Source organism: Micromonospora sp. KC213 (genome assembly GCF_004348325.1).
GTDB lineage: Bacteria > Actinomycetota > Actinomycetes > Mycobacteriales > Micromonosporaceae > Micromonospora.
The window spans coordinates 1-23,099 of record NZ_SMKF01000091.1; the positions used below are offsets into that span (position 1 = coordinate 1).

26 protein-coding genes and 1 tRNA gene are annotated in these 23,099 nt (G+C 72.9%); 11 read left to right on the forward strand and 16 right to left on the reverse strand.

The genetic code is table 11. The annotated features are described in order from the left end of the window. On the forward strand, positions 1 to 922 hold a 922-nt coding region (locus tag E1166_RS18640), incomplete at its 5' end, for a DUF4352 domain-containing protein (RefSeq protein WP_132340540.1). A gap of 93 nt (positions 923 to 1,015) precedes the next feature. On the opposite strand, the gene E1166_RS18645 is transcribed toward E1166_RS18640, so the two are convergent. Further along, positions 1,016 to 1,402 (reverse strand): nitroreductase/quinone reductase family protein, encoded by a 387-nt coding sequence (locus tag E1166_RS18645; protein WP_132340543.1) that lies wholly within the window; start codon positions 1,400 to 1,402, stop codon positions 1,016 to 1,018. Positions 1,403 to 1,590: 188 nt separating this feature from the next. Here E1166_RS18645 and E1166_RS18650 point away from each other — a divergent pair, with 188 nt between their 5' ends. Next, the gene (locus E1166_RS18650) at positions 1,591 to 2,862 is read left to right on the forward strand and encodes a serine hydrolase domain-containing protein (protein WP_132340545.1); all 1,272 of its coding nucleotides are present in this window, start codon (positions 1,591 to 1,593) and stop codon (positions 2,860 to 2,862) included. Positions 2,863 to 2,940: 78 nt separating this feature from the next. On the opposite strand, the gene E1166_RS18655 is transcribed toward E1166_RS18650, so the two are convergent. Then, on the reverse strand, positions 2,941 to 3,933 hold the full coding sequence (locus E1166_RS18655; RefSeq protein ID WP_132340547.1) for an NAD(P)-dependent alcohol dehydrogenase: 993 nt from the start codon (positions 3,931 to 3,933) through the stop codon (positions 2,941 to 2,943). A gap of 127 nt (positions 3,934 to 4,060) precedes the next feature. Here E1166_RS18655 and E1166_RS18660 point away from each other — a divergent pair, with 127 nt between their 5' ends. Together E1166_RS18660 and E1166_RS32125 are read left to right on the forward strand one after the other, a co-directional pair. After that, on the forward strand, positions 4,061 to 4,768 hold the full coding sequence (locus E1166_RS18660; protein WP_132340549.1) for a TetR/AcrR family transcriptional regulator: 708 nt from the start codon (positions 4,061 to 4,063) through the stop codon (positions 4,766 to 4,768). Between the two features lie 138 nt (positions 4,769 to 4,906). Then, positions 4,907 to 5,383, forward strand: a complete 477-nt coding sequence (locus tag E1166_RS32125; protein WP_243710423.1) for an IS110 family transposase — start codon at positions 4,907 to 4,909, stop codon at positions 5,381 to 5,383. 72 nt (positions 5,384 to 5,455) lie between these two features. Here E1166_RS32125 and E1166_RS18670 read toward each other — a convergent pair whose 3' ends face one another. Both E1166_RS18670 and E1166_RS18675 read right to left on the reverse strand, forming a co-directional pair. Beyond that, positions 5,456 to 6,475 (reverse strand): CU044_5270 family protein, encoded by a 1,020-nt coding sequence (locus E1166_RS18670; protein ID WP_132340551.1) that lies wholly within the window; start codon positions 6,473 to 6,475, stop codon positions 5,456 to 5,458. An 11-nt stretch (positions 6,476 to 6,486) separates the two neighbouring features. Next, a complete protein-coding gene (locus E1166_RS18675; protein ID WP_132340553.1) occupies positions 6,487 to 7,008 on the reverse strand; it encodes a sigma-70 family RNA polymerase sigma factor in 522 nt (173 codons plus the stop codon). A gap of 291 nt (positions 7,009 to 7,299) precedes the next feature. On the opposite strand from E1166_RS18675, the gene E1166_RS32130 reads away from it, so the two are divergent. Continuing rightward, on the forward strand, positions 7,300 to 7,524 hold the full coding sequence (locus tag E1166_RS32130; RefSeq protein WP_279433226.1) for a tyrosine-type recombinase/integrase: 225 nt from the start codon (positions 7,300 to 7,302) through the stop codon (positions 7,522 to 7,524). 151 nt (positions 7,525 to 7,675) lie between these two features. Here the strand turns inward: E1166_RS32130 and E1166_RS18685 are convergent. The 6 genes from E1166_RS18685 to E1166_RS18710 form a co-directional block, all read right to left on the reverse strand. Next, a tRNA-Ala gene (locus tag E1166_RS18685) sits at positions 7,676 to 7,749 on the reverse strand. 150 nt (positions 7,750 to 7,899) lie between these two features. Continuing rightward, positions 7,900 to 8,697 (reverse strand): hypothetical protein, encoded by a 798-nt coding sequence (locus tag E1166_RS18690; protein WP_207914336.1) that lies wholly within the window; start codon positions 8,695 to 8,697, stop codon positions 7,900 to 7,902. Between the two features lie 177 nt (positions 8,698 to 8,874). Then, complete coding sequence (locus E1166_RS18695) at positions 8,875 to 9,483, reverse strand: GNAT family protein (protein WP_132340569.1); 609 nt, start codon at positions 9,481 to 9,483, stop codon at positions 8,875 to 8,877. Positions 9,484 to 9,564: 81 nt separating this feature from the next. Beyond that, entirely contained in the window at positions 9,565 to 10,860 is a 1,296-nt protein-coding gene (gene glp, locus E1166_RS18700) for a gephyrin-like molybdotransferase Glp (RefSeq protein ID WP_132340557.1), read from the reverse strand. After that, the gene (locus tag E1166_RS18705) at positions 10,857 to 11,810 is read right to left on the reverse strand and encodes a UTP--glucose-1-phosphate uridylyltransferase (protein ID WP_132340559.1); all 954 of its coding nucleotides are present in this window, start codon (positions 11,808 to 11,810) and stop codon (positions 10,857 to 10,859) included. The genes glp and E1166_RS18705 overlap by 4 nt, the downstream gene beginning before the upstream one ends. A 9-nt stretch (positions 11,811 to 11,819) precedes the next feature. Then, the gene (locus E1166_RS18710; RefSeq protein ID WP_207914339.1) at positions 11,820 to 13,958 is read right to left on the reverse strand and encodes a diguanylate cyclase; all 2,139 of its coding nucleotides are present in this window, start codon (positions 13,956 to 13,958) and stop codon (positions 11,820 to 11,822) included. Positions 13,959 to 14,040: 82 nt separating this feature from the next. Between E1166_RS18710 and E1166_RS18715 the strand changes: the two genes are divergently transcribed. The 3 genes from E1166_RS18715 to E1166_RS31580 all read left to right on the forward strand — a co-directional run bounded on the left by E1166_RS18715 (position 14,041) and on the right by E1166_RS31580 (position 16,628). Further along, positions 14,041 to 14,694, forward strand: coding sequence for a 5-formyltetrahydrofolate cyclo-ligase (locus tag E1166_RS18715; protein WP_243710424.1), 654 nt, complete (start codon positions 14,041 to 14,043; stop codon positions 14,692 to 14,694). Positions 14,695 to 14,755: 61 nt separating this feature from the next. After that, a complete protein-coding gene (locus E1166_RS18720; protein ID WP_132340573.1) occupies positions 14,756 to 15,115 on the forward strand; it encodes an FmdB family zinc ribbon protein in 360 nt (119 codons plus the stop codon). Positions 15,116 to 15,920: 805 nt separating this feature from the next. Next, positions 15,921 to 16,628 (forward strand): hypothetical protein, encoded by a 708-nt coding sequence (locus tag E1166_RS31580; protein WP_207914340.1) that lies wholly within the window; start codon positions 15,921 to 15,923, stop codon positions 16,626 to 16,628. A gap of 19 nt (positions 16,629 to 16,647) precedes the next feature. On the opposite strand, the gene E1166_RS31030 is transcribed toward E1166_RS31580, so the two are convergent. Continuing rightward, a complete protein-coding gene (locus tag E1166_RS31030) occupies positions 16,648 to 16,818 on the reverse strand; it encodes a hypothetical protein (RefSeq protein WP_165944372.1) in 171 nt (56 codons plus the stop codon). Positions 16,819 to 16,947: 129 nt separating this feature from the next. Between E1166_RS31030 and E1166_RS32135 the strand changes: the two genes are divergently transcribed. Next, positions 16,948 to 17,454, forward strand: coding sequence for a hypothetical protein (locus E1166_RS32135; RefSeq protein ID WP_243710426.1), 507 nt, complete (start codon positions 16,948 to 16,950; stop codon positions 17,452 to 17,454). A 177-nt stretch (positions 17,455 to 17,631) separates the two neighbouring features. Here the strand turns inward: E1166_RS32135 and E1166_RS18735 are convergent, their stop codons facing one another. Next, on the reverse strand, positions 17,632 to 18,114 hold the full coding sequence (locus E1166_RS18735) for a DUF2231 domain-containing protein (RefSeq protein WP_132340563.1): 483 nt from the start codon (positions 18,112 to 18,114) through the stop codon (positions 17,632 to 17,634). 197 nt (positions 18,115 to 18,311) lie between these two features. Between E1166_RS18735 and E1166_RS18740 the strand changes: the two genes are divergently transcribed. Continuing rightward, positions 18,312 to 18,737: a Fur family transcriptional regulator gene (locus E1166_RS18740; protein WP_132340565.1), complete on the forward strand. Its 426-nt coding sequence runs from the start codon at positions 18,312 to 18,314 to the stop codon at positions 18,735 to 18,737. A 41-nt stretch (positions 18,738 to 18,778) separates the two neighbouring features. Beyond that, positions 18,779 to 19,639, forward strand: a complete 861-nt coding sequence (locus tag E1166_RS18745) for an oxygenase MpaB family protein (RefSeq protein ID WP_132270823.1) — start codon at positions 18,779 to 18,781, stop codon at positions 19,637 to 19,639. Between the two features lie 60 nt (positions 19,640 to 19,699). On the opposite strand, the gene E1166_RS18750 is transcribed toward E1166_RS18745, so the two are convergent. The 4 genes from E1166_RS18750 to E1166_RS31035 all read right to left on the reverse strand — a co-directional run. Next, positions 19,700 to 20,536 (reverse strand): PD-(D/E)XK nuclease family protein, encoded by an 837-nt coding sequence (locus E1166_RS18750; RefSeq protein ID WP_132340575.1) that lies wholly within the window; start codon positions 20,534 to 20,536, stop codon positions 19,700 to 19,702. 117 nt (positions 20,537 to 20,653) lie between these two features. Next, a complete protein-coding gene (locus tag E1166_RS18755) occupies positions 20,654 to 21,268 on the reverse strand; it encodes a MarC family protein (protein ID WP_132270822.1) in 615 nt (204 codons plus the stop codon). Between the two features lie 40 nt (positions 21,269 to 21,308). Next, positions 21,309 to 22,169, reverse strand: coding sequence for a PHP domain-containing protein (locus tag E1166_RS18760; RefSeq protein ID WP_132340567.1), 861 nt, complete (start codon positions 22,167 to 22,169; stop codon positions 21,309 to 21,311). Positions 22,170 to 22,196: 27 nt separating this feature from the next. Beyond that, a partial coding sequence (locus E1166_RS31035; RefSeq protein ID WP_165944373.1) for a hypothetical protein occupies positions 22,197 to 23,099 on the reverse strand: 903 nt, incomplete at its 5' end.

A 23,099-nucleotide genomic window follows, 5' to 3' on the forward strand; every position in this document is an offset into this window, starting at 1 on the left:
CCCCACCACCCCGCAGCCGCCGGTCTCCGGCACGCCGTACCCGCCGATGTCGGGTGTCGGGCAGCCGCCGGTCTCGGGCACGCCGTACCCGGCGGCCTACGACCCGAACGCCTCGATGCCGCCGGTGTCGGGCACCCCGTACCCGCCGGTCTCCGGTGGCGGCTACCCGCCGCCGGTGTCGGGCGCCCCCTACCCGCCGGTGTCCGGCACGCCGTACCCGCCGGCTTCCGGTGGCGGCTACCCGCCGCCGCCGTCTGGGCCGTACCCGCCGGCACCCGGTCAGCCGCTCGGTCCGCCGGTGCGATCCGGCTCGAAGAAGACGGTGTGGATCGTCGTCGGCGTGGTGGTGGCGGTGCTGCTCCTGCTCTGCTGCGGCGGTGGGGTGGCGGCCCTCGTCACCGTCGGCAACGAGGCGGAGAAGAAGGCCAGGGAGATCGAACGGTCCCTGCCCACCCCGAATACGACCACGCTGCCGGAACTGCCCGGCGCAAAGCCCTCCACCGGCGCGCCGGACGACGGTGAGACCTTCAACATGAAGCCCGGCGACACGCTGGTCATCGAGGACGACGACGGCACCATCGAGATCACCGTCCGCAGGTTCAGCACCTCCACCAAGGCCTGCCGCTCGTACGGCCTGCCGCCCGAGAAGGGCATGTACCTGGTCGCGCACGTCACCGCCACGGTGACCGAGGGCAAGGGGTCGGTCAACCCGTTCTTCTTCAAGTGGGTGGCCGAGGACGGCACCAGCAGCAACGGCATCTCCGCGGCGCTCTCCGGCTGCGGCGGCGACCTGCTCGACGCCGGCAACGGCCTGCCCAGCGGCAGCAAGCGCGCCGGGGTGGTGGTGTTCGACGTCAAGGACAAGACCGGCGTCCTGGAGTACGAGCACGAGTTCGAGACGGCCGGCTCCTGGAAGCCGTGACCGCCGCGTCCCGGTGAGTACGGGCCGGTCCTCCCGGGCGGGGACCGGCCCGTTCCGTTGCCGGTTGGCGGCGCGGGCAAGGACCGGGAGAGGTCACTGGGCCGAGCCGGCGAGCAGCCATCGCCCTACGGGAATCTCCAGCAGTACCCGGGTGTCGTCCGGCCGGGTTGTCGCCGTGACGTCCCAGCCCTGGTATTTGGCCGCGAACGCCCGGACGACCGCCTCCGGGAAGTCGCCTCGATGCACCCGGGCGAGCCCTGCGGCCACCACCGGAGCCGTCCCGTCCTGCAGGGCCAGGGACACCCGCGGATCGGCCAGCACGTTACGTACCTTCACGCTACGGCCGTCGCAGCCGATCCACCACGTCCGATCGTGATGGACGAACCAGACCGGCGTCACGTGCGGCGAGCCGTCCCGGCGCACCGTGCACAGCCAGACGTTTCGTTCCCGTCGCAGTCGGTTCTGCACAGTCGGATCCATCGGAACATGGGACCACACCGGACCGTGCACACGTTCCCTCCGACCAGGCCGCCGGCCAGCCCCGGAATTGTCGTGGGTGGACGTCTCCGGCCGTACCCCCGCCGACCGTTCCGGTACGGGGTGCGGCAGGCTGGCCGAGCCGGCCGGTCGACACCGGCCGGACCACGGGGAACCGACGGAGGATCACCATGCAGCGGATCAGGACGAGCCGGCGAACGTTCGGCAGGTTGGCCGGCACCGCCGGGTTGGGAGCGCTGACCGGCGGTGTCCTGATCGGAGCGCCGAGCGTGGCGGCGCCGACCTGGCGGGTCACCGGCAGGTCCGCGGCCTCGCTCCAACCCTTCGACGACGCCATGCGCAACTTCATGCAGGCCCGCGACATCTCTGCCGGCCAACTGGCGGTCACCTACCAGGGCCGGCTGGTGCTGGCCCGCGGCTACACCCACAGCGACGACCCTGGGCTCACCATCCAGCCGACCTCGCTGTTCCGGCTGGCCAGCATCTCCAAGTCGGTGACCGCCGCCGCGGTGGTGGCGTTGGCCCAGGACGGCAAGCTCAGCATGAACGCGCCGGTCACCTCGCTGGTCGACCTGGTTCCGCCGGCCGGGCGGCAGATGGACCCGCGCATGTCCCAGGTGACCATGTCACGCCTGCTGCAACACACCGGCGGCTGGGACCGCGCCCTCTCCGGCGACCCGATGTTCATGGACCGGACCATCTCCCGGGCCCTCGGCGTATCGATGGAGCTGCACCTCGACGACGTGGTCCGCTACATGTCCGGGCGTCCGCTCGACTTTGCCCCCGGCTCGCGCGTCGCCTACAGCAACTACGGGTACGGGCTGGCCCGGCAGGTCATCGAGAAGGTGAGCGGGCTGCCGTACGCCTCGTACGTCCAGCAGCGCCTCTTCGCACCGCTCGGCATCACCCGGATGAAGTTGGCCTGGAGCATCGCCCCGCTCACCGGTGAGGTGCCGTACCGGTCCCAGTACACGGGCAGCACCGTGCTCAACGAGACCGGGGAGGCCGTGCCCGCGCCGTACGGCACGTTCAGCATGCGGTTGCAGGAGGGGAACGGCCGGTGGGCCGCCTCCGCGGTCGACCTGGCCCGCTGGTCGTCGGCCTTCGACGCCGCCGGACCGGTGTTCGACAACAGCTCGCTGAGCCGGATCTTCGCCCAGCCGGAGGTCGGGGTGAACCCGAGCGGCTGGTACTACGGCCTCGGTTGGCAGGTGCGGCCGGTCAGCGGCGGCACCGGGCGCAACACCTGGCACACCGGCAGTCTGCCCGGGACCTCCACCCTGCTCGTCCGAGGCTCCAACGGACTGTCCTTCGCCGCGCTGTTCAACCAGCGCGACGACGCCTCGGGGTTGAGCTACTCCACCATCGACCCGGACCTCTGGGCCGCGTCGCGTCGGGTGACCAGCTGGCCCAGCCACAATCTCTTCCCGGCCTACTTCTAGGACGACGGCGACGAGCACGACGCGCGGTGCGGCGTCGAGGGCCGCGCCGGTGTGGCGTGCTGCCGCCTCGGGCGGTGGTCAGGGTTCCCAGACCGTGATGACGACCTTCGCGGGTGCGTGCCCACCTTCGAGGTACCGGAGCGCGTCGGCCGCCGCGGGCAGCGGATAGGTGCGGTCGATCACCGGCGTCAGGGCGCCGACTTCGGCCAGTTGGCCGAGTACCGCCAACGCTTCCCGGCTCGGTGCCGCGGTCAGGACCAGCAGTCGCTGCCGGACGAATCGGGACAGCAGCTTGCCCCGCAGGATCAGCCGCATCGGCCCGAGGAGGCTGCCGCCCTGGTAGACGCCGCCACCGGAGAGGATCAGCGTCCCGGTGGGGGTGAGTGCGCGCCGGTAGTCGGCCAGCGACCGATTACCCACGAGGTCGATCAGGACGTCGTAGCGGCGACCGTCGCCGGTGAAGTCCTCGCGCGTGTAGTCGACGACGTGGTCGGCGCCGAGGGAACGGACCAGCTCGACGTTCCTGGTGCTGCACACGCCGGTCACCTCCGCGCCGAACGCCTTGGCCAGCTGCACGGCGAAGGTCCCCACACCGCCTGAGGCGCCGTTGATCAGGATCCGCCGCCCCGGCCCGGCCTGGCCCAGGTCACGCACACCCATGAGTGCGGTGACCCCGGCGAGAGGTAGTGCGGCCGCCTGCTCCGGCGTCAGACCGGCCGGCTTCGGCGCCACCAGGTCCTCGGCGACGCTGACGTACTCGGCGAGCGCCCCGTCGACCGGGCCGAGGTCGCCGTAGACCTCGTCACCGGGACGGAAGCGGGTCACCGCCGGCCCGATCGCCTCCACCCGACCCGCGAAATCCCGGCCGCGGATCCGGGCTCTCGGCCGCGTGAGCCCGACGCTCAGCCGTGCCAGGCGGGGGTCACCCCGCATCACATGCCAGTCGTACGCGTTGACGGCGGCGGCACGCACCCGTACGAGCATCCGGTCACCGGTGGCGGCGGGCCGGCCCACCTCCTTGAACTCCAACGTGTCCGCTGCGCCGTACCGGTCCTGCACGATCGCCCTCATCGTCTGCCCCTTCCGACCACGCAAAAGTGTACGGCGTACACCCATACTGTCCCCGACAGTAGGCGTACGCTGTACACCTGTCAAGGGCGATATCGTCAACCCGTCACACGAGGGAAAGGCGGGCTCGATGGCCGGGCAGGCGGAAACGCTGCGCCGCGTCCCCCTGAACCGGGACCGGGTGCTCCGCGCAGCCGTCACTCTGGCCGACGACATCGGGATCGAGTCGCTCAGCATGCGCAAGCTCGCCCAGGAGCTCGGCGTCGTGCCGATGGCGCTGTACAAGCATGTGACGAACAAGGACGAGCTGCTCGACGGCATGATCGACGTCGTCGTCGCCGAGATCGACCCACCGGAGGACGGCACCGACTGGAAGGCCGCGATCCGGCAGCGGATCCTCGCGGCGCGGCGGACCATGCTGCGGCACCCGTGGGCGTCGCGGGCGATCGAGACGCGCCAGGTCCCGACACCGGCAGTGCTCGCGTACCTGGACGCGATGGTCGGCACGTTCCGGACCGGCGGTTTCTCCGTCGACCTCACCCACCACGTCATGCACGCCATGGGCAGCCGGATCCTGGGCTTCACGCAGGAGCTCTTCACCCCCCAGGCCACGCCGGCCGACCCGGCCGTCGTGGCGCGTGCGATGGCACCGACCTACCCCCACCTCGCGGAGATCGCCATGGCGGCGGCTCACGAGGACGCGTCGGTCGTCGGGTCGGGCTGTGACGACCAGTTCGAGTTCGAGTTCGCGCTCGATCTCCTTCTCGACGGCTTCGAACGCCTCCACGAGCAGCATTGGACGTCTGCGCCCCGCGCCCCGGGCCACCATGCCGGTTGAGCGCCTGCCCACTCGCGTTGGTCCGTAGCTTTCCGGCCTTGTCCGTAGCAATCTGGCCCTGTTGCTGCCGACACCATCAGGGCCGTTGGGGCTCGCCCTGGTCGGCGCCTCGGCGAGCAGTTCGGCACCATCGAGGTGATGACCAGCGACGAGGCTGCCCTGGGCACTGGCCGTTTCAGCACCGACCGTGCCGGCTACACGGCGATGGTCAAGTACGCCAAGCAGTGGCCGGACCGGGTCTGGGCTGTCGAAGGCTGCCAGAGCATCGGCCGGCACATCGCCACTCGGCTGCTCGCCGAGGGTGAGCAGGTCGTTGACGTCCCGCCGAAGCTGTCGCGCGGGCGCGGGTGTTCGCCACCGGTCAGGGCCGCAAGATTGACGCCACCGACGCACACTCCATCGTGGTCGCAGCCCGGCCGCATGCGCGGCCCGGCGCTGGCGCGGCGGCGGGCCGCTTGCGGCCCGCGCGTGGGGGAAGGCGATGCCGCCGGTTCTAGCTGGATTTGGAGAAGACGACAATCGCATGGATACGCATTCAGATGCAACGGTGGCCTGGCTTGCATACAGGCACGATGGTTTCAGTTCGATCAGGATCGACGCCGCGTGAGCTGGTGATGCGTCTCGTGCCAGTACCCGGCATGCCGCGAGCCTGCCTTCAAGGCGGCAGGCCCGCCGCGGTCTTCTGGGCTAGTTGATCGTGTCGGTGCGGTCGTAGTCGAGGAAGACCTTGTAGTAGTTGAGCTTAGGATGCTGTGTGTTGTTGATCGATTCGTGGGCCAGCAGGGCCCCGGTCTTCGGGTCGAAGATCAGCAGGTCTTCAACGATCTGCTTGTCCCCGTCGTTGGTGCTGGTGCTGGTGCCGGTGATGGCGACGCCGGGGCGGCCGGCCCGGTCGGTGACGCTTCCGCGCCACCGAAAGCCGGGCACCTGGGCGAGGGTGGTGAGGATCATCGCGCGGAAGGTCTGCGATACCGGGTATCGGCTGTAGACGATGTTCACCGCCTTGGTGACGCTGGCCGGGTCCTGCGTGGTGTGCAGGAATTGGGCCAGCTCGCGCCGGTTCGTGGGCAGGGGCTCAAGTCCGTCCGGCTCGGCGGACAATGGCGAATCGCGTCTTTCGCCGACCTTCAAAGTAACCTTGGCGAAGTAGGCCGCTGATTCCATGTCGGGGTAGAGCGCCGGGCCTGCTTCGGTGCGCTGGTGACCGGAGCCGTCGGCGGCGATCCACGTCTGCAGCTTTTCGACGTAGCTCACGGCGTATCGACCGTCTTCGGATTCCTGAATGGCTCCACCCCAGTACTGGGCGCGGACGTAGGTGTACCGTCCGCTCCGGGTGTCGTAAGGGGCAGCACCGATGCGAGATGCGAGGGCCCGCAGGTGATCGCCGGCGGCGGGTGGCTGGTTGGTGATCTGGTAGGCCACCGGCACGAGCACTTGACCAGGAGTCGAAGCCGTGATCGGTGAACTTTCCTGCCCGTCGACGGTCAGTACCGTCCCAGCCCCGACCGTAGCGACCAGTGCGGCGGCCGCCGTGGTGAGGACCAGTCGTCGGGTTGGACGCGCCGGCCGCACGTGGGCCGCCTGGTCCCGGGTGGCCTCAGCGCGGGCGATGAGCGCGATTACAGATGTCCGCGCAGGGGGAATGATGACGCCCTCGGCCGGGTCCTCCGCCTTCAGCAGCATTCGGATGCCCTTCACACCAAACATGTTCTCCCCTTTCACCCTTCACGATCCAGTTGAGCATTCAGCGCCTTGGCCATGCGTTTCCGGGCACGGTGCAGCCGCACCGCCGCAGTCGTCCGGGTGCAGCAAAGAACGGCTGCGGCCTCACCGAGGGATAGCTCTTCCCAGCCGATTAGGCGCAGGATCTCCTGATCAATACCTGGTAGGGTCGCCAACGCCGCCCGCACCCCGGCCACCGCAACCAAACTGTCCTGCGCCATAACCATTGTCCGGCCGCCCCCGCCGATGACATCGGCGAAGAGCGTTACCTGAGGCGCAGCGCGCCCATCCCGCCTGTTGTTGGCCAACACTCGGCGCGCCACTGCATACAGCCAGGGCAGACAGTCCTGTGGCACCTCCGCGCGCCGGCGCCACGCGATGACGAACACTTCTTGGGCGACCTCGGCTGCGACGTCCCCGTCATATAATCTGCGCAGGCCGTAGCGGACAATCCGTTCATAGTGGGCAAGGTAGATTTCGATGAACCATTCCTCGCCACGGTCCTTCGGTGGACCCATCGACCCCTCCCCCTGGCATCAGGCACCCTGACATCCATGCTTCTGTCACCGCCAGCGCGATCATTACCGAGCAAGGGGAGAGAGTTTCACCGGCCGCGCGTCTCATGCGAAGCCAGGGCTATTGCGTTGTCGGTGGATAGGGCTTTGAGCTGGGCATTCGTGGCTAGGTGGCCTCTGTGGAGGCGAGGGAAGCGGGTGAGGCCCCATGGGTGATCATGGAGTTCTCTAACGACCTCGTGCACGGTTGTCTGGAGTCGCCGTCTCCTCGGGGATTGGCCGCACGTCCCGCTGCTGTTCACCGACGAACAGGGCAGGCCGATTCACGACCAGCGCTGGTCTGACCTGTCGCGTGGTTGGCGCAAGGCGGCGGGCTGGCCCGACGAGGGCACGTTTCACTCCCTGCGGCACTACTTCGCGACTCGCCTGATCACCTCGGGTGCCGACCCGAGCGACGTGCAGAACGCCCTACGGCACTCCAGCTTGCGAATCACGCTGGAGACGTACGTGCACTGGTGACCAAAGAAGAACCGTCGCCGGCACATCGTCAGCACGGCGCTCCGGGAGGCTGCGGGTAACCGCTCCGGCTCAGCTCTCGCAGGCTGACGTGTATTGAGGTTGTGCTAGACGATCAACAGCCAGCGTTTCCGCTGGCTGTTGTTTGTATGGGTGGAGCTGAGGGGATTTGAACCCCTGACCCCCTCGATGCGAACGAGGTGCGCTACCGGTCTGCGCCACAGCCCCTCCGCCGGCGGACCGGCGTCGGTCCCACCCGGCTTTCACCGGGCGGGCCGGCGACAAGGCTAACAGACCGGCCACCCCGGGAGCGAATCACCCCTCGGCGCGGCACGATCTTGGCACCACACGCCCTGCGGTCGACGGCCACCCAGCAGGTCAGGCGGAGTGGGAGCCGCGGCCGGAGGAGTAGGGGCGACCGCGCAGGCCACCGGCGCGGCGGTACATCACCGAGCCGCCGCCGCTGGCCGCCGCCGGCAGGTCGCCGTCGCGGCCGAGGCCCATGGCGGTACGGCGTACCGCCTCGCGCTGGGCCGCCAGGCGGCGCTGCGCCTCCCGGCGGGCCGCCGCCCGGCGGGCCTGCTCGCGCCGCACCTCGGCCTGCCGCGCGGCCAGCCAGGCCGCCTCGCGAGCCTTGAGGCGTCGCCGCCGCCGATCCGCCACCGCCCGCGCGCGCAGGTGCGCGACGTACGCCAGGAGCAGCGTGAAGGTGACCGAGAAGCTGATCCAGAAGCCGGGCCCGACCACCACGACGCCGACCAGTTCGACGGCGTTGAGCAGCAGCAGGGCGGCGAGCACCCGGCGACGGCGGTAGACGGCGGGAGTGTGGTGCCGGCGCACTGGTGGCCGACGTCGGGCGCGCCGAGGCGGGGGTGGTACGGCACGCAGCCGACCGGAGCGGCGCACGGGTGCGGGCGGCGCGGAGACGGGGGCGGCCAGCTTACCGGTAGCCGAATCCTCACTGAGGGTGACCACCAGTGCGCGGGAGGGGTTGACCGGCCGCCGGCCGGGCACAGTACGCCGCCGTCGGCGGCGCTGGAGCACCCGCGCCGTCGACTGCGCCCGCTCCGCCACCAGCCGCTCGGTGGCGTCGTACCGGCGGACGAGTGCCGGGGCGAGGGCGAGCAGGCCGGCGGCGGCGAGGACGGCGAGGAGCACCGAGGTCGGCACCCTCACCCCTCCCGTCACCGAATTCGGGGCAACCGCCGGACCACCGCAGGATCTTCCTTGGACGGTCGTCCGGGTCGCAGATCGTACGGGCTGGCAGCGCTTGCCGCAGCTTGCAGTTACCTGAGGTTACGGGCTGTCGAATGTGATGCCGGCGCGCCGCGCCGATCCCGTGCGTGGGACGGCTCACCCACCGGCGGTCCGGATCCGGTGCCAGCGTGCCAGCAGGCCACCCTCGGCGGCCACCTCCTCGCCGGTCATCGCGTATCCGATGTGGTCCCGCCACGCGCCGTCGATGTGCATGTACCGGATGTGGTACGCCTCCTCGCGGAAGCCGAGCTTCTCCACCACCCGCCGGGACGGCTTGTTCTCCGGACGAATGTTGATCTCGACCCGGTGCAGTCCACCCGGGCCGAAGGCGTGGTCCACGGCGAGCGCCAACGCGGTGGGGATGATCCCGCGACCGGCCACGCGGGAGTCCACCCAGTACCCCACGTACCCGGAACAGAACGCCCGCCGGACGATGTTGCCGACGTTGAGGTGCCCGACCAGCCGTTCCCGGCCGTCCTCGCGCAGGCAGACCGCGAAGGGCAGCCCCTCACCGGAGCGCGCGGAGCGGCGCTGGTCGGCGTGGACGTAGCGGAACGCGGCCGGCGAGTTGCTCTCCTCCCAGGTGCCCGGCAGGTGCGATTCCCAGGGGGACAGCCACGCCTCGTTGGCGCGGCGCACCTCCGACCAGGCGTTCGCGTCCGAGCGCCGGTACGGTCGCAGCACCACCGGCCCGTCCACCAGCACCGCGGGCCAGCCGGGCGCCTCCGAGAACCAGCTCACCGGGTCAGCCTCCCACTCCCCCACGGTTGAGCGACAGCCGGCCGGTCACCGGCGCCGGTCCAACAGCAGCACGTCCACGGTGGAGCCGGCCGCCGCGGTGGTGACCCGTTCACCGAGGACCATCAGCCCGTTCGCCTCGGCCAGTCCGGAGAGGGTGAACGGTCCGCCCGGCAACGGTTGGACGGTGTAGCCGCCGCCGCGTCGCTCGGCGACGTGCGCGGGACGGAACTCCCGCAGCCCGCCGGGGGACGTGATGGTCTCCAGCAGGTGCGCCCGGACGCTGGGTCGGAACACCGGCTCGGCCCCGGCCAGCAGGTTGATGGCGGGCCGGGCCAGCACCTCGAAGCCGATCAGCGCCGCCCCGGGCTCGCCCGGAAGACACACCACCGGCACCTCCTCGGCACCGACCGTACCGAACCCGAGCGCGGTGCCGGGATAGAGCGCCACGTCGGTGAAGGTGACCGGGCCGGCGCGGCCGCCTTCCCGGCGGGACAGGATCCGGCGGACCATGTCCCCCGGACCGGTACCGGTGCCCCCGGTGGTGATGATCAGGTCGGCGCGCAGGGTCTGGTCCTCCAGCAGACCGCGCAGCCCTTCCGGGTCGTCGTCGCAGATGCCCACCCGGTACGCCAGGGCGCCCGCCTCGGCCGCGGCGGCGGTCAAGGCGTGCGAGTTGGCGTCCACCACCTGGCCGGGCTGGCTGCCCCGGCCCACGTCGACCAGTTCGTCGCCGGTGGCCACGATGACCACCCGCGGACTCGGGCGGACCACCACGTGCCCGATCCCGGTGGCGGCCAGCACCGCGACCAGCGCCGGCGAGACGTACGTGCCGGCGCGGGCCAGCAGGGTGCCGGCGGGTAGCTCCTCACCGGCGCGGCGGACGCCGTACCCCCGCTTCGGGGTGCGGAAGATCTCCACAGCGGCCATGCCCTGGTCGGTCCACTCCACCGGGACCACCACGTCCGCGGCGATGGGCAGCGGCGCCCCGGCGGCCACCGAGAAACACGAGCCGGGGGTGAGCCGCACCGGCCGCCAGCTGGCCGCGCCCAGGTCGCCGACCACGTTCAACCGCACGGTACGGCCGCCCGACCCCCCGGAGGGGGCCGGGCCGTAACCGACGAGGTCCTCCCAGCGTGCGGCGTACCCGTCCACCGCCGCCTGGTCGAAGGCGGGGAACGAGTGCGGGGCGACGACGTCCTCGGCGAGGACGTTGCCGTAAGCCTGGGTGAGGTCGAGGTCGAGCGGAGGCAGCGCGCGTAACCTGCGCAGCACGCTGCCCAGGTAATCGGCGAGCGGCATCAACTCGTTCGCGGCCGCCTCGGCGTCGGCCGTCGCGGTCATGTACTAGGACCGCCCGACGCGTCGGAGTTGACGAACTCGACCAGCCACTTGCGGAACTCCGTGCCGAGATCCTCGCGTTCGGCGGCGATCTGCACCACTGTCTGCAGGTAGCCCAGCGGCATTCCTGTGTCGTAGCGGGTGCCCCGGTAGACGATCGCGTGCACCGGCACCCCCTCGGCGCGCAGCAGCTCCATCGCGTCGGTCAGTTGGATCTCGCCGCCGCTGCCGGGTTCGGTGCGCCGGATCGCGTCGAAGATCCGCCCCGGCAGCACGTACCGGCCGAGGACGGCCAGGTTGCTCGGCGCCTCCTCCGGCTTCGGCTTCTCCACCATGCCGGTGACCCGGACGACCTCGCCGAAGTCGGCCAGCTCCGCCTCGGCCGGCTCGACCGAGGCGATCCCGTACCGGCTGGTCTCGGCCGGGTCGACCTCGAAGAAAGCCAGCACCACACCGCCGGTGCGGGCCTGAAGCTCCAACATGGCCGGCAGCAGCGGCTCGGACGGCTTGACGAACTCGTCGCCGAGCAGCACCGCGAAGGGCTGGTCGCCGACGTGCGGCTCGGCGTACCCGACGGCGTGACCGAGGCCGAGCTGCTCCGGCTGCCGGCGGGTGTGGACGTCGGCCAGTTCCTCGGTGCGCTTGACGGCGGCCAGCAGCTCGGGTTTCTTCGCCAGGCGTTCCTCCAGGTCGGGCCGGCGGTCGAAGTGGTCCACCATGGCCGTCTTACCGCGACCGGTGATCAGCAGCACGTCGGTGATGCCGGCCTGGACGGCCTCCTCGACGATGTACTGCAGCACCGGCCGGTCGACGACCGGCAGCAGCTCCTTGGGGACCGCCTTGGTGGCCGGCAGAAACCGGGTGGCCAGGCCCGCGGCCGGGATGACGGCCTTGGCCGCCCGGGGACGGCCGGTCGCGGCGGACGGTGAGAGGTTCGCTGAGTGCTCCGACATGTCGCGAGACTATCGGCCATGGCTCTGCCGCGACGGGTGAGGACCGGAAGACGCGCCGCCTGTGGCCGGCCGTGGCACGCCGGAAGCGGGCCGGGACGCCCCGGCGACGTGCCGGCCGGTGCCCTCCGCCGTCGGCCGGATTCCGGGACCGGCCCTGGGCAGCCCGTCCTCCGGGCTCGCCGGACCGGCCGGCACCGGAATCTCCTCGGTCGGCGCGGGCACCCGTGGCCCGGCGACCCGGTACCCGTCGCGCCCGGCGGCCTTCGCCGCGTAGAGTGCCTCGTCCGCGGCGTCCAGCACCTGCTGGCCGGTGCCGGCGTGGTCCGGGTAAACGGCGATGCCGATGGAGACGGTCACCGGGATGGCCAGCTCGTCGGCGACGGCGATCGGGGCGTCCCGCAGCGCCGCGCCGAGCCGCTCCGCGACGATCACCGCGCCCCGGGCGTCGGTTTCCGGCAGCAGCAGCACGAACTCCTCGCCGCCCTGCCGGAACGCCAGGTCGACCTCGCGGATCTCGCCGCGCAGCCGCCGGGCGAACTCGGCCAGCACGGCGTCCCCCGCGGCGTGGCCGTACGAGTCGTTGACCCGCTTGAACCGGTCGAGGTCGAGCACGAGGATGCTCAACATCCGTCCGAACCGGTTGGCCCGTTCCACCTCACGACGCAGCGACTCGCGCAGGTAGCGGTAGTTCCACAGCCCGGTCAGCGGGTCGGTCAACGAGAGCCGTTGCGCTTCCTCGTGGACCCGCACGTTCTCCACCGCCACCGCCGCGTGCCCGGCGAAGGTGCGCAGGGTGGCCAGGTCGTCGTCGTCGAACTCGGCGCCGCCCAGCCGGTCGTACAGGATCAGCACCCCCACCGCCGGGTCGGCGGCGGGCGCGGCGAACGGCACCGCCACGTACGTCTCGCAGCACGGCTCCCCCGGCGGGATGCTCGCCGGATCGGGCCGACCCCGGCGTGCCTGCCCGGTGGCCGCCACCAGGCCGATCAGCCCGGTACCGACCGGCACCCGCAGCGGCTCGTCCACCGGTAGTCCTTCGACGCACCGCCCCACCAGCACGTCGCCGCTGTCGGGCAGCAGCACCGCCCCGGCCCGGGCCCCGGTGGCCGCGATCGCGCTGTGCAGGATCACCCGCAGGATGCGTTGCCGGTCGTGGGTGCTGGCCAGGGTGTCGCCGAGCACCGCGAGGTGCCCGCGAAGCTGGTCCCGGCTGCTGGTCAGCGCCGCCACGTAGCTGGCGGTCTCCCGGGTCATCCGGTTGAAGGCCGCGGCCAGCCGGCCGATCTCGTCCCGGCTGCGCACCGGCACCCGGGCGGTCAGATCGCCGCGGGCGACCCGGTCCGCCGCGGCGGCCAACTCGACCAGCGGCCGGGTGGTCACCCGGCCCAGCCGCCAGGCGGCCAGCACCGCCAGCACGACGGCGAGCAGCACCGCGCCGAGCGGCCCCACGGGCAGCCCGGCCGACCGCTCGCCGGGCACGGAGATGACCAACGGCAGGGGCTGCCCCGGCGAGGGGTCGAGGCGGCGCGCGTACCGGCCGCCGGGGGTCGCGGTGACCTGCTCGCCGGTGGCGGCCAGCACCGTCTCCCGTACGCCCTCGACCTGGGTGGTGAAGGCGACCCGGTCCGCGTCGCCGTCGAGCAGGGTGACCGCGACGCCGGTGGCGGCGGCCAGCCGGCCCAGGAACGCCGCGTCGACCACCTGGGCGGTGGCCACCGAGCCGAGCGCCGCGCCGGCCGGGTCACGCAGGTCGACCCGGGCGCTGAGGGCCCGCACCGGCCCGGACGTGGGGCCGCCGGCGCAGTCGTGCCAGGGGGTCGGGGGTGCGCCCGGGGTGACGTAGGTGGGGTTGCCGGCGGCGTCGGTGACCAGGACGGCGACCGCGAGCCCCCGGCCGACCACCTGCCCGGCCGCGCTGGCCCGGGCGGCGGGGTCGGCACGTAACGCCACCGCGTCGGCGGCGGCCCGCAACCGCTGGCAGAGCGCGTCGACGGAGGTGCGGACGGTCGACGCGGCGAGCCCGAGACGTTCGGCGGAGCGGGCGCGCTCGACAGCGCTCAGGGTGGCCCCGACGAAGACCGCGCCGAGCAGCACCGGCCCGAGCACCACCGCGAGGAAGGCCGCCGTCAACCGCCCGCGTAGCGTCAACGCTTCCCCCCGGAAGTCCCGGCCCGTCCTGTGATGCTGACACAGAGCGACCGATATGCCCACGCTGCGTCAGGAGTGTTGCGTGCCGGATTTTTCTGATGAGCTGACGGCCAAGCGCGAGGCCCGGGTGACACTGCTGGCCGCCCGGCGGGCGCTGACCGCCACCCAGCGGGCCGACGCCGCCGCGTCCGTCGTGGCCGAGCTGGTCACCCTGGTACGCCGGCTCCGCCCGCGCCGGATGACCGGGTACGTGCCGGTGGGTGCCGAACCGGGCGGGCCGGACCTGCCCGAGGCGCTACGCGCCGCGCTGCCCGACGACGCCGAACTACTGCTGCCGGTGCTCCGCGACGACCTGGACCTGGACTGGGCGGCGTACACCGGAGCGGGCGCGCTGGTGGCGGCCGGGCGGGGGATGCGCGAGCCGGCCGGGCCACGACGGGGGGAATCCGCGGTCGCCGGGGCCGAGCTGGTGGTCGTGCCGGCGTTGGCGGTGGACCGGCGGGGCCTGCGGCTGGGCCGCGGCGGCGGCTCGTACGACCGGGCGCTGGCCCGGGTTCCCCGGGCCACGCTGACCGTGGCGCTGCTGCACGACGGCGAGCTGGTCGAGGCGCTGCCCGCCCAGCCGCACGACCGTCCGGTACGCGCCGTGATCACCCCGTCGGGCGGCCTGCGTACGCTGGGCGACGCACCGGGTGTCGATCCTTCCACGTCCGCTGGACGAACCCGGGTGCCATGACGCACCATTGGCACTCGAAGACGTCGAGTGCCAACCGGCCGTGCCAGATCCGGAGGAGAACGTGCCCACGTACCAGTACGCCTGCACCGCGTGCGGCCACCAGCTCGAGGCGGTGCAGTCCTTCTCTGACGAGCCGCTGACCGAGTGCCCCACGTGCGAGGGGCGGCTGCGCAAGCTGTTCAACTCGGTCGGCATCGTGTTCAAGGGCTCCGGCTTCTACCGTACCGACTCCCGTTCCTCCGGCTCGGAGAGCAACAGCGGCGGCACCGCGGCCAAGCCGGCCAAGACCGAGGGCGGGGCTGCGTCGGACTCTTCGGCGTCGTCCTCGGCCAGCTCGTCGAGCGCCGGCGCCTCCGGCTCGGGCAACGGCTCCGGCTCGGCGGGCAAGACTCCGGCCGCCAGCACCGCCAGCTCTTCCTGACTGGCCCGGACACGCCCCGCCGCCTCCTGGCCGGCGCGCCACACGTCCCGCCGGCCCTGGCCGACGCGCCACGCCGGCCCTGGCCGGCGCGCCCCGCGCCGCCGCCCGGTCGGCGGGGCTCCGGTCACCGGGTCACCCGGCACGAACTTTCGAGCTGCGATCTACCCGGCCGTCCCCGTCCGGACAGCGTTCGCCGCCGTCCGATCGGAACGGGACCACTCAGCGCGAACAACCTGCGCCATATCACGCCGTTCACCCCATCGGACAACCCGGCCTGCCGCAAGCAGAGTCGATCAAGCCGGCCGAGCGACCGCTCCCCCTGATCAGCGTCCCACCGCACCCGGCCGCCTCATGACCAAGGTCGGCCGCCTGTCGGTGTGGCGCCCGGACGGGGGCCATCCGCCCGGCACCCCGCCCTGAAACCCGGTCCTCGACTCCAGCTGCGCCATACCGCGCTGTCCACTCCATTCGGACGGCCCAACCCGCGGCAAGCGGAGTGGATCATTCGGTCGGCGGCCGAGATCGGCAGTGCCGGGGGCAGGCCCCGCCTCGGCTCGACCGAGCATCGGCCTTTAGCAGATCCAGTCCGCCGATGGGCGTTATCCACAGGTCCCCTGGTTGTCCACAGGCCGTCGCCGCAGGGGCGCAACGAGCCCGGTGACGTCCTACGGTACGAACCGGACAACGGGCAGCGGCCGGCTTGGCGAAGCAACTGCGGGACGCGAGCGATCGCGGGACATCGTGGGTGTGAACGATCGCGGATGGGCCGCCGCGCCGTGACGGGGTGAGGGCCGGAGGTGGTGTCGTGGCGTTCCAGACGGGGGCAGACTCGCTGCGCCCGGTGCGTTGGCCCCGCCTGCCGACCAGCGGGGCGCTGCTGCGGACGGGAATGGTCGCCGTGCTGCTCGGGCTCGCCGCACTCGTGCTGGACGGTGCCGACAGCTGCTCCGCGCCCGAGCCCGGTCCGTCGGCGGCTGCCGTTCCACCGTCCGGCCAGCCAATCGACGGCGCGTCGGACGAGCGACACAGCGGCGGCGTCATCCCGTCGCAGGCCGGGTCGGCCAGCTCGGCAACCGCGTCGGGAGGCCGGTCGGTCCGTTCGGCAACCGCGCCGCAAGCCCGGTCGGCCAGTTCGGCAACCGCGCCGCAAGCCCGGTCGGTCGGGTCGACAGCGGGACCCGGGGCCGGGGCGGCAGGCAGCTCGGCGGGCGACGGCGGGGCCGGCCGGCTGCCGCTGCCGCCCGGGGCGGTGGGCGTTCCGGTCCGGCTCGCCGAACCGGCCGCGCTCTCCGTTCTCCGGCCCGGTGCCCGCGTCGACCTGCTGGTCGTACCGGCCGGGCGGGGGGTGGTCGAGGCGGTGCTGTTGGCACCCGAGGCGCTGGTGCTCGACGTGGTGGGTGCCGATGTCGGGGACGGCGGTTCGGCGCTCTACCTGGCCCTCCGGCCCGAGCAGGCGCGGCGTACGGTGAGCCAGCCGGAGGGGAGCCGCTTCACGGTAGTCGTCCGGGGCTGAGCGGCACCGAGGGCCAAGATCAGTCCCAGTGCGGCGGACGCTCGGCGAGCAGCCAGGCATCGTTGCCGGGGCCGTGCTCGCCCCAGCCGTGGTCGGTGTCGTCGACCGTCTGCTCGGGCAGCACCACGAAATCCTCGGTCAGATCGACAGGACGGTCGTCGTCACGTACGCCTGGGTCCAGGGTGCTCACGATCGGCAAGACTAACCCAGGTTTCGATCGAAAGCGCGCCGACCGGCGACGAGACGCGGTACGGCCCGCCCCGGCGGAACGGGCCCGTCGAACGGCCCCCCGCGCTGTGCGTTGGTAGCGTCGGACGGCGTGACGACGCCCAGCGGTGCCAGCCCCGAGGACGACTACTGGCGACGGCCGCCGGAGGAACCCGGCCCGGCGTCGCCCACCTCCGACAAGGCTCTTCCGCCCCCGCAACGCGACGCCGGGCTCGGGGTCGGCACACCCGACAACCACGGGCCGGGCAGCTCAGGCAACGACGGCCTGGGCGGGTCGGATGCGCAGGTCCCGCAGCCCCCGGCCCGGTCCCCGTGGGCCGCCCCGGCGGACGTTCCGCCGCCCGTGGTGCCGGTTGCCCCGGCGACATCCGGCCGCGGCGTCTACCACGGGCCACCACCGACCACGGCGCCGCCGCCCGGTTGGCGCCCGCCGGTGCACTTCCGGGCCACCCCACCGCGCACGCTGCCCCCGCAGGACATGGAGGCGATGGACGCGGCGGAGCAGCAGGCCCAGCGGGTCACCCACGCCCTCGGCGCGGCGGCCGGTCTGGTGCTGCTGGTACTGCTCTGTCTGCTCTGCTCCCGGGCGCTCTTCTGAGCGCTGTCGGGCCTATGGCCAGCGGCAGACCGGACAAGCACGAGCAGCGGGTACGCATGAACCGGGCGACGCACCCCGCCGATCCGTCTGTGCCGTCAGCCTCGCAGCGAGGTCGACCGCAGGCCCAACCCACCAGCTGGACGGAACGGCCCGTTTCGAGAGCGCCGGGTGCGTCGCTCAGAGGGTGTTGCCCCAGACCGACGCGGCCCCCGTGTCCCCGGTCAGGTAGACGTAGACCAGGGCGAACCCGGACAGCGCCACGATCACTGCGGTGAGCAGCCAGGTGGCCCACGCGGGAACCCGCCGGGTGCGCACCGGGCCGCTGGTCAGCGCCCACAGCACGAGCGCCGCCACCGCCAGGGCGACGGTCAGACGCAGCGTCGTCACGCCGTACGCGGCATGCTCTCCGATCTTGGCGAGCAGGTCGGGTGGGTAGCCCTTGCCCGCCAGGACCGCCTCGAACGCCTCGCCGGACTCGGTCGCCACCCAGGTGACGACGGGGGTCACCACGGCCAGGATCACCACCGCCCAACCCAGCCGGGGCCGCCAGCGGGGCACCAGGCCGTACGCGGAGGCCAGCAGGGCCAGCAGCGGCACGAACACCACGACCGCGTGGATCACCAGGACGTGCCCGGGTAACCCGTTGATCTCCTTGAACACCGTCACCTCCGACGAACGAGCGCGATCCGCCGCAGCAGCGTACGACGGTCCAGGGGTGCCACGGCACCTCCCGACCGGGTACACGCAAGGTCCGGTGGGACCGTTCACCCCGCTCGAAGGTGTGACCTGCCTGTGTCCGGGGCCACCTGCCGCCAGGGTCGCTTGTCGGCGGGCTGGGCCCGTGCTGTCATTGCCTCATGTCCGGTGGTGAGGAACTGCTGCGGTCGAGGGGCCTACGGGTCACCCGACCCCGCCTCGCCGTACTGGACGTGCTGGCCGCCGGTGGCCACCTGGAGGTCGACGAGATCACCCGGCGGGTCCGTGAACGCCTCGACTCCGTCTCCACGCAGGCCGTCTACGACGTCCTCGGCGCGCTGTCCCGGGCGGACCTGGCCCGACGGATCGAGCCGGCCGGCAGCCCCGCCCGCTACGAGGCCCGGACCGGCGACAACCACCACCACGTGGTGTGCCGTAGCTGCGGCAAGATCGCCGACGTCGACTGCGCGGTCGGTGCCGCACCCTGCCTGGATCCGAGCATCGCGCACGGCTTCGAGGTCGACGAGGCGGAGGTCACCTTCTGGGGCCTCTGCCCCACCTGCCAGGCCCGCCGCGCCGACGACTGAGTCCCGGGCAGACACGCGACACCGCGTGGCACTCTTGGGCGGTGGACTCCGACGACCTCGGCCTGTTCGGACCGGGATCGGTCACGTGGAAGGTGCACGACGAACCGGTCCTGATCGTCGCCGGCCTGCGCTCGCTCTACCTCCAGGCGCTGCATCCCCGGGCGATGGCCGGGGTGGCGCAGCACAGCAACTACCGCAGGGACGCGTGGGGTCGGCTGCTGCGCACCGCCACGTACGTCGCCACGGTGATCTACGGCACCACCGCGGAGGCGGAGGCGGCCGGCCGTAGGCTGCGCGCGCTGCACGCCCGGATGCGCGCCACCGACCCGACCACCGGCGAGGAATTCCGGATCGACGAGCCGGACCTGCTCCGCTGGGTGCACGTCACCGAGGTCGAGTCGTTCGTGAGCACCGCCCGGCGGGCCGGACTGTCACTGACCGACTCGGAGGTGGACGGCTACTACGCCGAGCAGCGGCGGGCCGCCGCGCTGGTCGGGCTCGATCCCGCCGACGTACCGGGCAGTGCCGCCGAGGTGGCCGACTACTACCGGGCGGTGCGTCCGGAGCTGCGGATGACGAAGGAGGCGGCCGAGACGGCCCTGTTCCTCACCGCCCCGCCGCTGTCGTGGAAGCGGTTGACGCTGCCGGCCCGGCTGGGGCTGAACCTCGGGCCGCCACGCTGGGCGTACCTGGGCGTCGCCGGCACCGCGTTCGGGCTGCTGCCGCCCTGGGCGCGGCGACTGTACGGCGGTCTGGGGCTGCCCACCACCGCCCTGTCCGCCGAGTTGGGCGCACGTGCGCTGCGCCTGGCGCTGGCCGCGCTGCCCCGGGACTGGCGGGAGGGGCCGATCCAGCAGGCCGCCAAGGAACGCGCCGCCCGTCGCGCCGCACCGACCGGCTGAGCGGTCGCCCGAGCGCGTCACTCGCACCGGGTCGCCCGGCAAACCCGGGGGTGGGCCCGGTCAGTCGCCGGTGGGTGCGGCCGGACGGTCCACGGCCGACCACGGCTCGCGCCCCGGCGTCTGCGCTCCGGTGGGGCAGTTGCGCCGGAAGTCGCACCAGCCGCAGCGCGGCCCGGCTGCCGTGGGGAACGCCTCGTCGGGGTCGGTTCCGTCGGCGACGGCGCGCTCGGCGGCCATGATGTCGCGGGCGGTGTCCTCGGCGCGGGAGAGCTGTCGGGCCAGCGACTCAGGGCTGTGCTCGTGCGCGGCGATGGTCCCGGTGGGCAGGTGGTGCAGCTCGACGCGGCGGCACGGCCGGCGGAACGTCCGCTCGGCGGCGTACGCGTAGAGCGCCAGCGCCTGCGAGCCGCGCGCGTCGTCGCTGTCCAGCCCGGTGCGGCCGGTCTTGTAGTCGACGATGACCAGCTCGGGACCGTCCGGGCCGGGCCGGGAGTCGATCCGGTCGGCGCGGCCGTTGAAGGCCAGCACCGCCGTCTTCACCGCGACCACCCGCTCCACGCCGAGCGGGTCCTCGCCCGGGTCCAGCGTCGCGACGTACGCCTCCAGCCAGCCCAGCGCCCGCCGGTACGCCTCCCGCTCCTGCTCGTCGTCGCGGTAGCCGTCGCGTACCCAGGTGCCCCTGAGCAGGCCGGCGAGGGCTTCCGGCCGGCGGCGTTCGGGGCTGAGCGCGTACCAGTTCTTCAGGGCGGTGTGGACGCTGGCGCCCAGCGAGTTGTGCGCCCACGGCGGACCCTTGGGCGGCGTCGGCCGGTCGACGTAGGAGTAGCGGTAGCGGCGGGGGCAGTCCAGGTAGGCCCCGAGCTTGCTGGGGGTGCACACGAAGAGCCGCTCCGGCATGCCGTCGAAACCGAGCTGCTCGGGTTGACCGCCGCGCGGTCGGGGTGGGCCCGCGGATCGTCGCACGGTGAGATCCTGCCATCCGGGTACGACAGCCGCGCACCGGACACGGCCGGCTCAGCCTCCGTTGCTGTACTGCGTGACGAAGGCGGCGATGGCGTCGGCGATGAGCTGGACGGCGATGGCGGCCAGCAGCAGGCCGGCGATCCGGGTGAGCACCTCGATGCCGCCCGGGCGCAGGATCTTGACGATCCCGCCGGAGAAGCGGAGCACGACCCAGACCGTGAGCATCACCGCGACGATGGCGGTGGCGATGGAGAGGTACTGCCCCGTCCGGTCGGCTCGCTGCACGAAGAGCATTGTCGCCACGATCGCGCCGGGGCCGGCCAGCAGCGGGGTGCCCAACGGCACCAGGGCGATGTTCGAGGTGACCTGCTGGCTCGGGTCGTCCGCCTTGCCGGTGAGCAGTTCCAGCGCCACCAACACCAGCAGCAGACCGCCGGCGGCCTGCAACGCCGGCAGGTCCACGTGCAGGTAGGCAAGGAGGGTCTGGCCGGCGACCGCGAAGACCACGATCACGCCGAGCGCCAGCGCGACCGCCTGCCAGGCCGCCCGGTTGCGGTCGCGGGCGGCCAGCGGGCCGGTCAGGGCGAGAAAGATCGGCATCATGCCCGGCGGGTCGACGATGACCAGCAGGGTCACGAAGACCTCGCCGAAAAGCTTGAGATCCACCTGATCAAGGTAGCCGCGCCGGTTCCGGCGGAAACTCGGATCAGCCGGAAGCGACCGGGGTCACTCCGCGAGCCTGCGCGATGATCCGCTCGTACGCCCCTAGGGAGGTGGTGTGCGCGCCGAGCCGGACGGTCTTGTGCGTGCCGTGGAAGTCCGACGAGCCGGTGACCAGCAGTCCCAGCTCGGCGGCGAGGCCACGGACGTGCGCCGCCTCGGCCGGGGAGTGGTCCTCGTGGTCGGCCTCCAGACCGGCCAGCCCGGCCTCGGCCAGTTCGCCGATCAGGTCGTCCGGCACCACCCGGCCGCGCCGGGTGGCCCGGGGGTGGGCGAGGACCGGCACCCCGCCGGCGGCCCGGACCAGGGTGACCGCGCGGAAGACGTCGATGTCCTCCTTCGGTAGCCGGTACCGCTCCCCCAGCCAGTCCGGCCCGAACGCCTCGGTGGTGCTGGCGACCAGGTTGGCCCGGACCAACGCCGCCGCGATGTGCGGACGGCCGACGGTGCCGCCCCCGGCGGCGGTCATGATCTCCGTCCAGCTGATGTCGACGCCGTCGGCCTGGAGCAGCCGGACGATCCGCTCGCCGCGTACCTCCCGGGCGGCCCGCACCCGGGCCAGCTCGTCGACGAGTTCCGGGTGCCGCGGGTCGAAGAGGTACGCGAGCAGGTGCAGCGGGACCGGCGGGGCGACGCCGTGCCACCGGCAGGAGATTTCCGCACCGCGGACGAGGGTGAGGCCGGGCGGGAGCGCGGCGACCGCGGCATCCCAGCCGGCGGTGGTGTCGTGGTCGGTGATAGCCACCACGTCCAGTCCGGCGTCGGCGGCGGCCCGCACCAGTTCGGCCGGGGTGAGGGTGCCGTCGCTGGCGGTGGAGTGGGTGTGCAGGTCGATGGCCGGAGTCACGCACCGACGCTACCGGGCGCGTCGCGGTCAGGAGCCGTCGGTGACCACGACCGGGTGGTCGTCGGGGGTGACGCCGCTGAGCAGGGTCGAGGCGGCGCCCTCCCCGGTCAGTACCCGGTCGGGACGGACCCGGGTCAGGACGGCGCCACGGTCCAGGTAGGTGGCGACGGCGGCCCCGGTCCACGCCACCGCACCGTGGATGGTCGGCCCGGCCGGCCGGGCGGTGGTGCCCGGCCCGAGACCGGCCAGGTCGACCAGGACCGCGCCGCCGGTGCGCGCATTGGCCAGCAGCCAGCGACCGTCGGTGGAGACCGCGCCGAGGCCGTCGTCGGCGAGGGTCGGCCGGCAGCCCGTCCGGGTCGGGGCGAGGGTCGCCGGGTCGAGCAGCGCCAGGCACACCCGGCGGTCGGCGGTGGACACCCGGGCCACCAGCCGCCCGTCGGGCCGGGCGCCGTAGACCCCGACGACCTGCCGCTCGCTGGTGGGCAGCGCGGCGGGGGACGGCTGCCAGAGCAGGTGCCCGCCGTCGCGGGCGCGGACCAGGACCCGGTCGCCGACGAATCGGACGGGTGTCGCGCCGGCGGCGGCCGAGGTGCCGGTGGCGGCGACCAGTTGCCGGCCGACGAGACCGGCCACGGAGAGGGCGTCGCCGTCGCGCCAGGCGACCCGCCGGCCGTCCTCGCTGAGCGCGATCTCCTCCGCGCCGGCCAGCAGCACCAGCGGTGACTCGCCGGCCGGGACCACCCAGAGGGTGCGGCCGGCGGGAGTGGGGACGCCGACCACCAGCCAGCCGCCCCGGTCGGGCAGGCGCTGGGCCCGCTCGGCCGGACCGATGCCGAGGTCGTGCCGCTCTCCGTCGGCGGTGACCAGGGACTCCCCGACGACCAGTTCGGCCCGACCGTCGGCCGGCGCGGGTGCCGGGGCGGGGGC

Coding starts and splice junctions, on each gene's coding strand:
- E1166_RS18645 (WP_132340543.1), bottom strand. CDS start 1,402: ATGGATCCGACTGTGCAGAACCGACTGCGACGGGAACGAAACGTCTGG.
- E1166_RS18650 (WP_132340545.1), top strand. CDS start 1,591: ATGCAGCGGATCAGGACGAGCCGGCGAACGTTCGGCAGGTTGGCCGGC.
- E1166_RS18655 (WP_132340547.1), bottom strand. CDS start 3,933: ATGAGGGCGATCGTGCAGGACCGGTACGGCGCAGCGGACACGTTGGAG.
- E1166_RS18660 (WP_132340549.1), top strand. CDS start 4,061: ATGGCCGGGCAGGCGGAAACGCTGCGCCGCGTCCCCCTGAACCGGGAC.
- E1166_RS32125 (WP_243710423.1), top strand. CDS start 4,907: ATGACCAGCGACGAGGCTGCCCTGGGCACTGGCCGTTTCAGCACCGAC.
- E1166_RS18670 (WP_132340551.1), bottom strand. CDS start 6,475: ATGTTTGGTGTGAAGGGCATCCGAATGCTGCTGAAGGCGGAGGACCCG.
- E1166_RS18675 (WP_132340553.1), bottom strand. CDS start 7,008: ATGGGTCCACCGAAGGACCGTGGCGAGGAATGGTTCATCGAAATCTAC.
- glp (WP_132340557.1), bottom strand. CDS start 10,860: ATGACCGCGACGGCCGACGCCGAGGCGGCCGCGAACGAGTTGATGCCG.
- E1166_RS18705 (WP_132340559.1), bottom strand. CDS start 11,810: ATGTCGGAGCACTCAGCGAACCTCTCACCGTCCGCCGCGACCGGCCGT.
- E1166_RS18740 (WP_132340565.1), top strand. CDS start 18,312: ATGTCCGGTGGTGAGGAACTGCTGCGGTCGAGGGGCCTACGGGTCACC.
- E1166_RS18750 (WP_132340575.1), bottom strand. CDS start 20,536: ATGCCGGAGCGGCTCTTCGTGTGCACCCCCAGCAAGCTCGGGGCCTAC.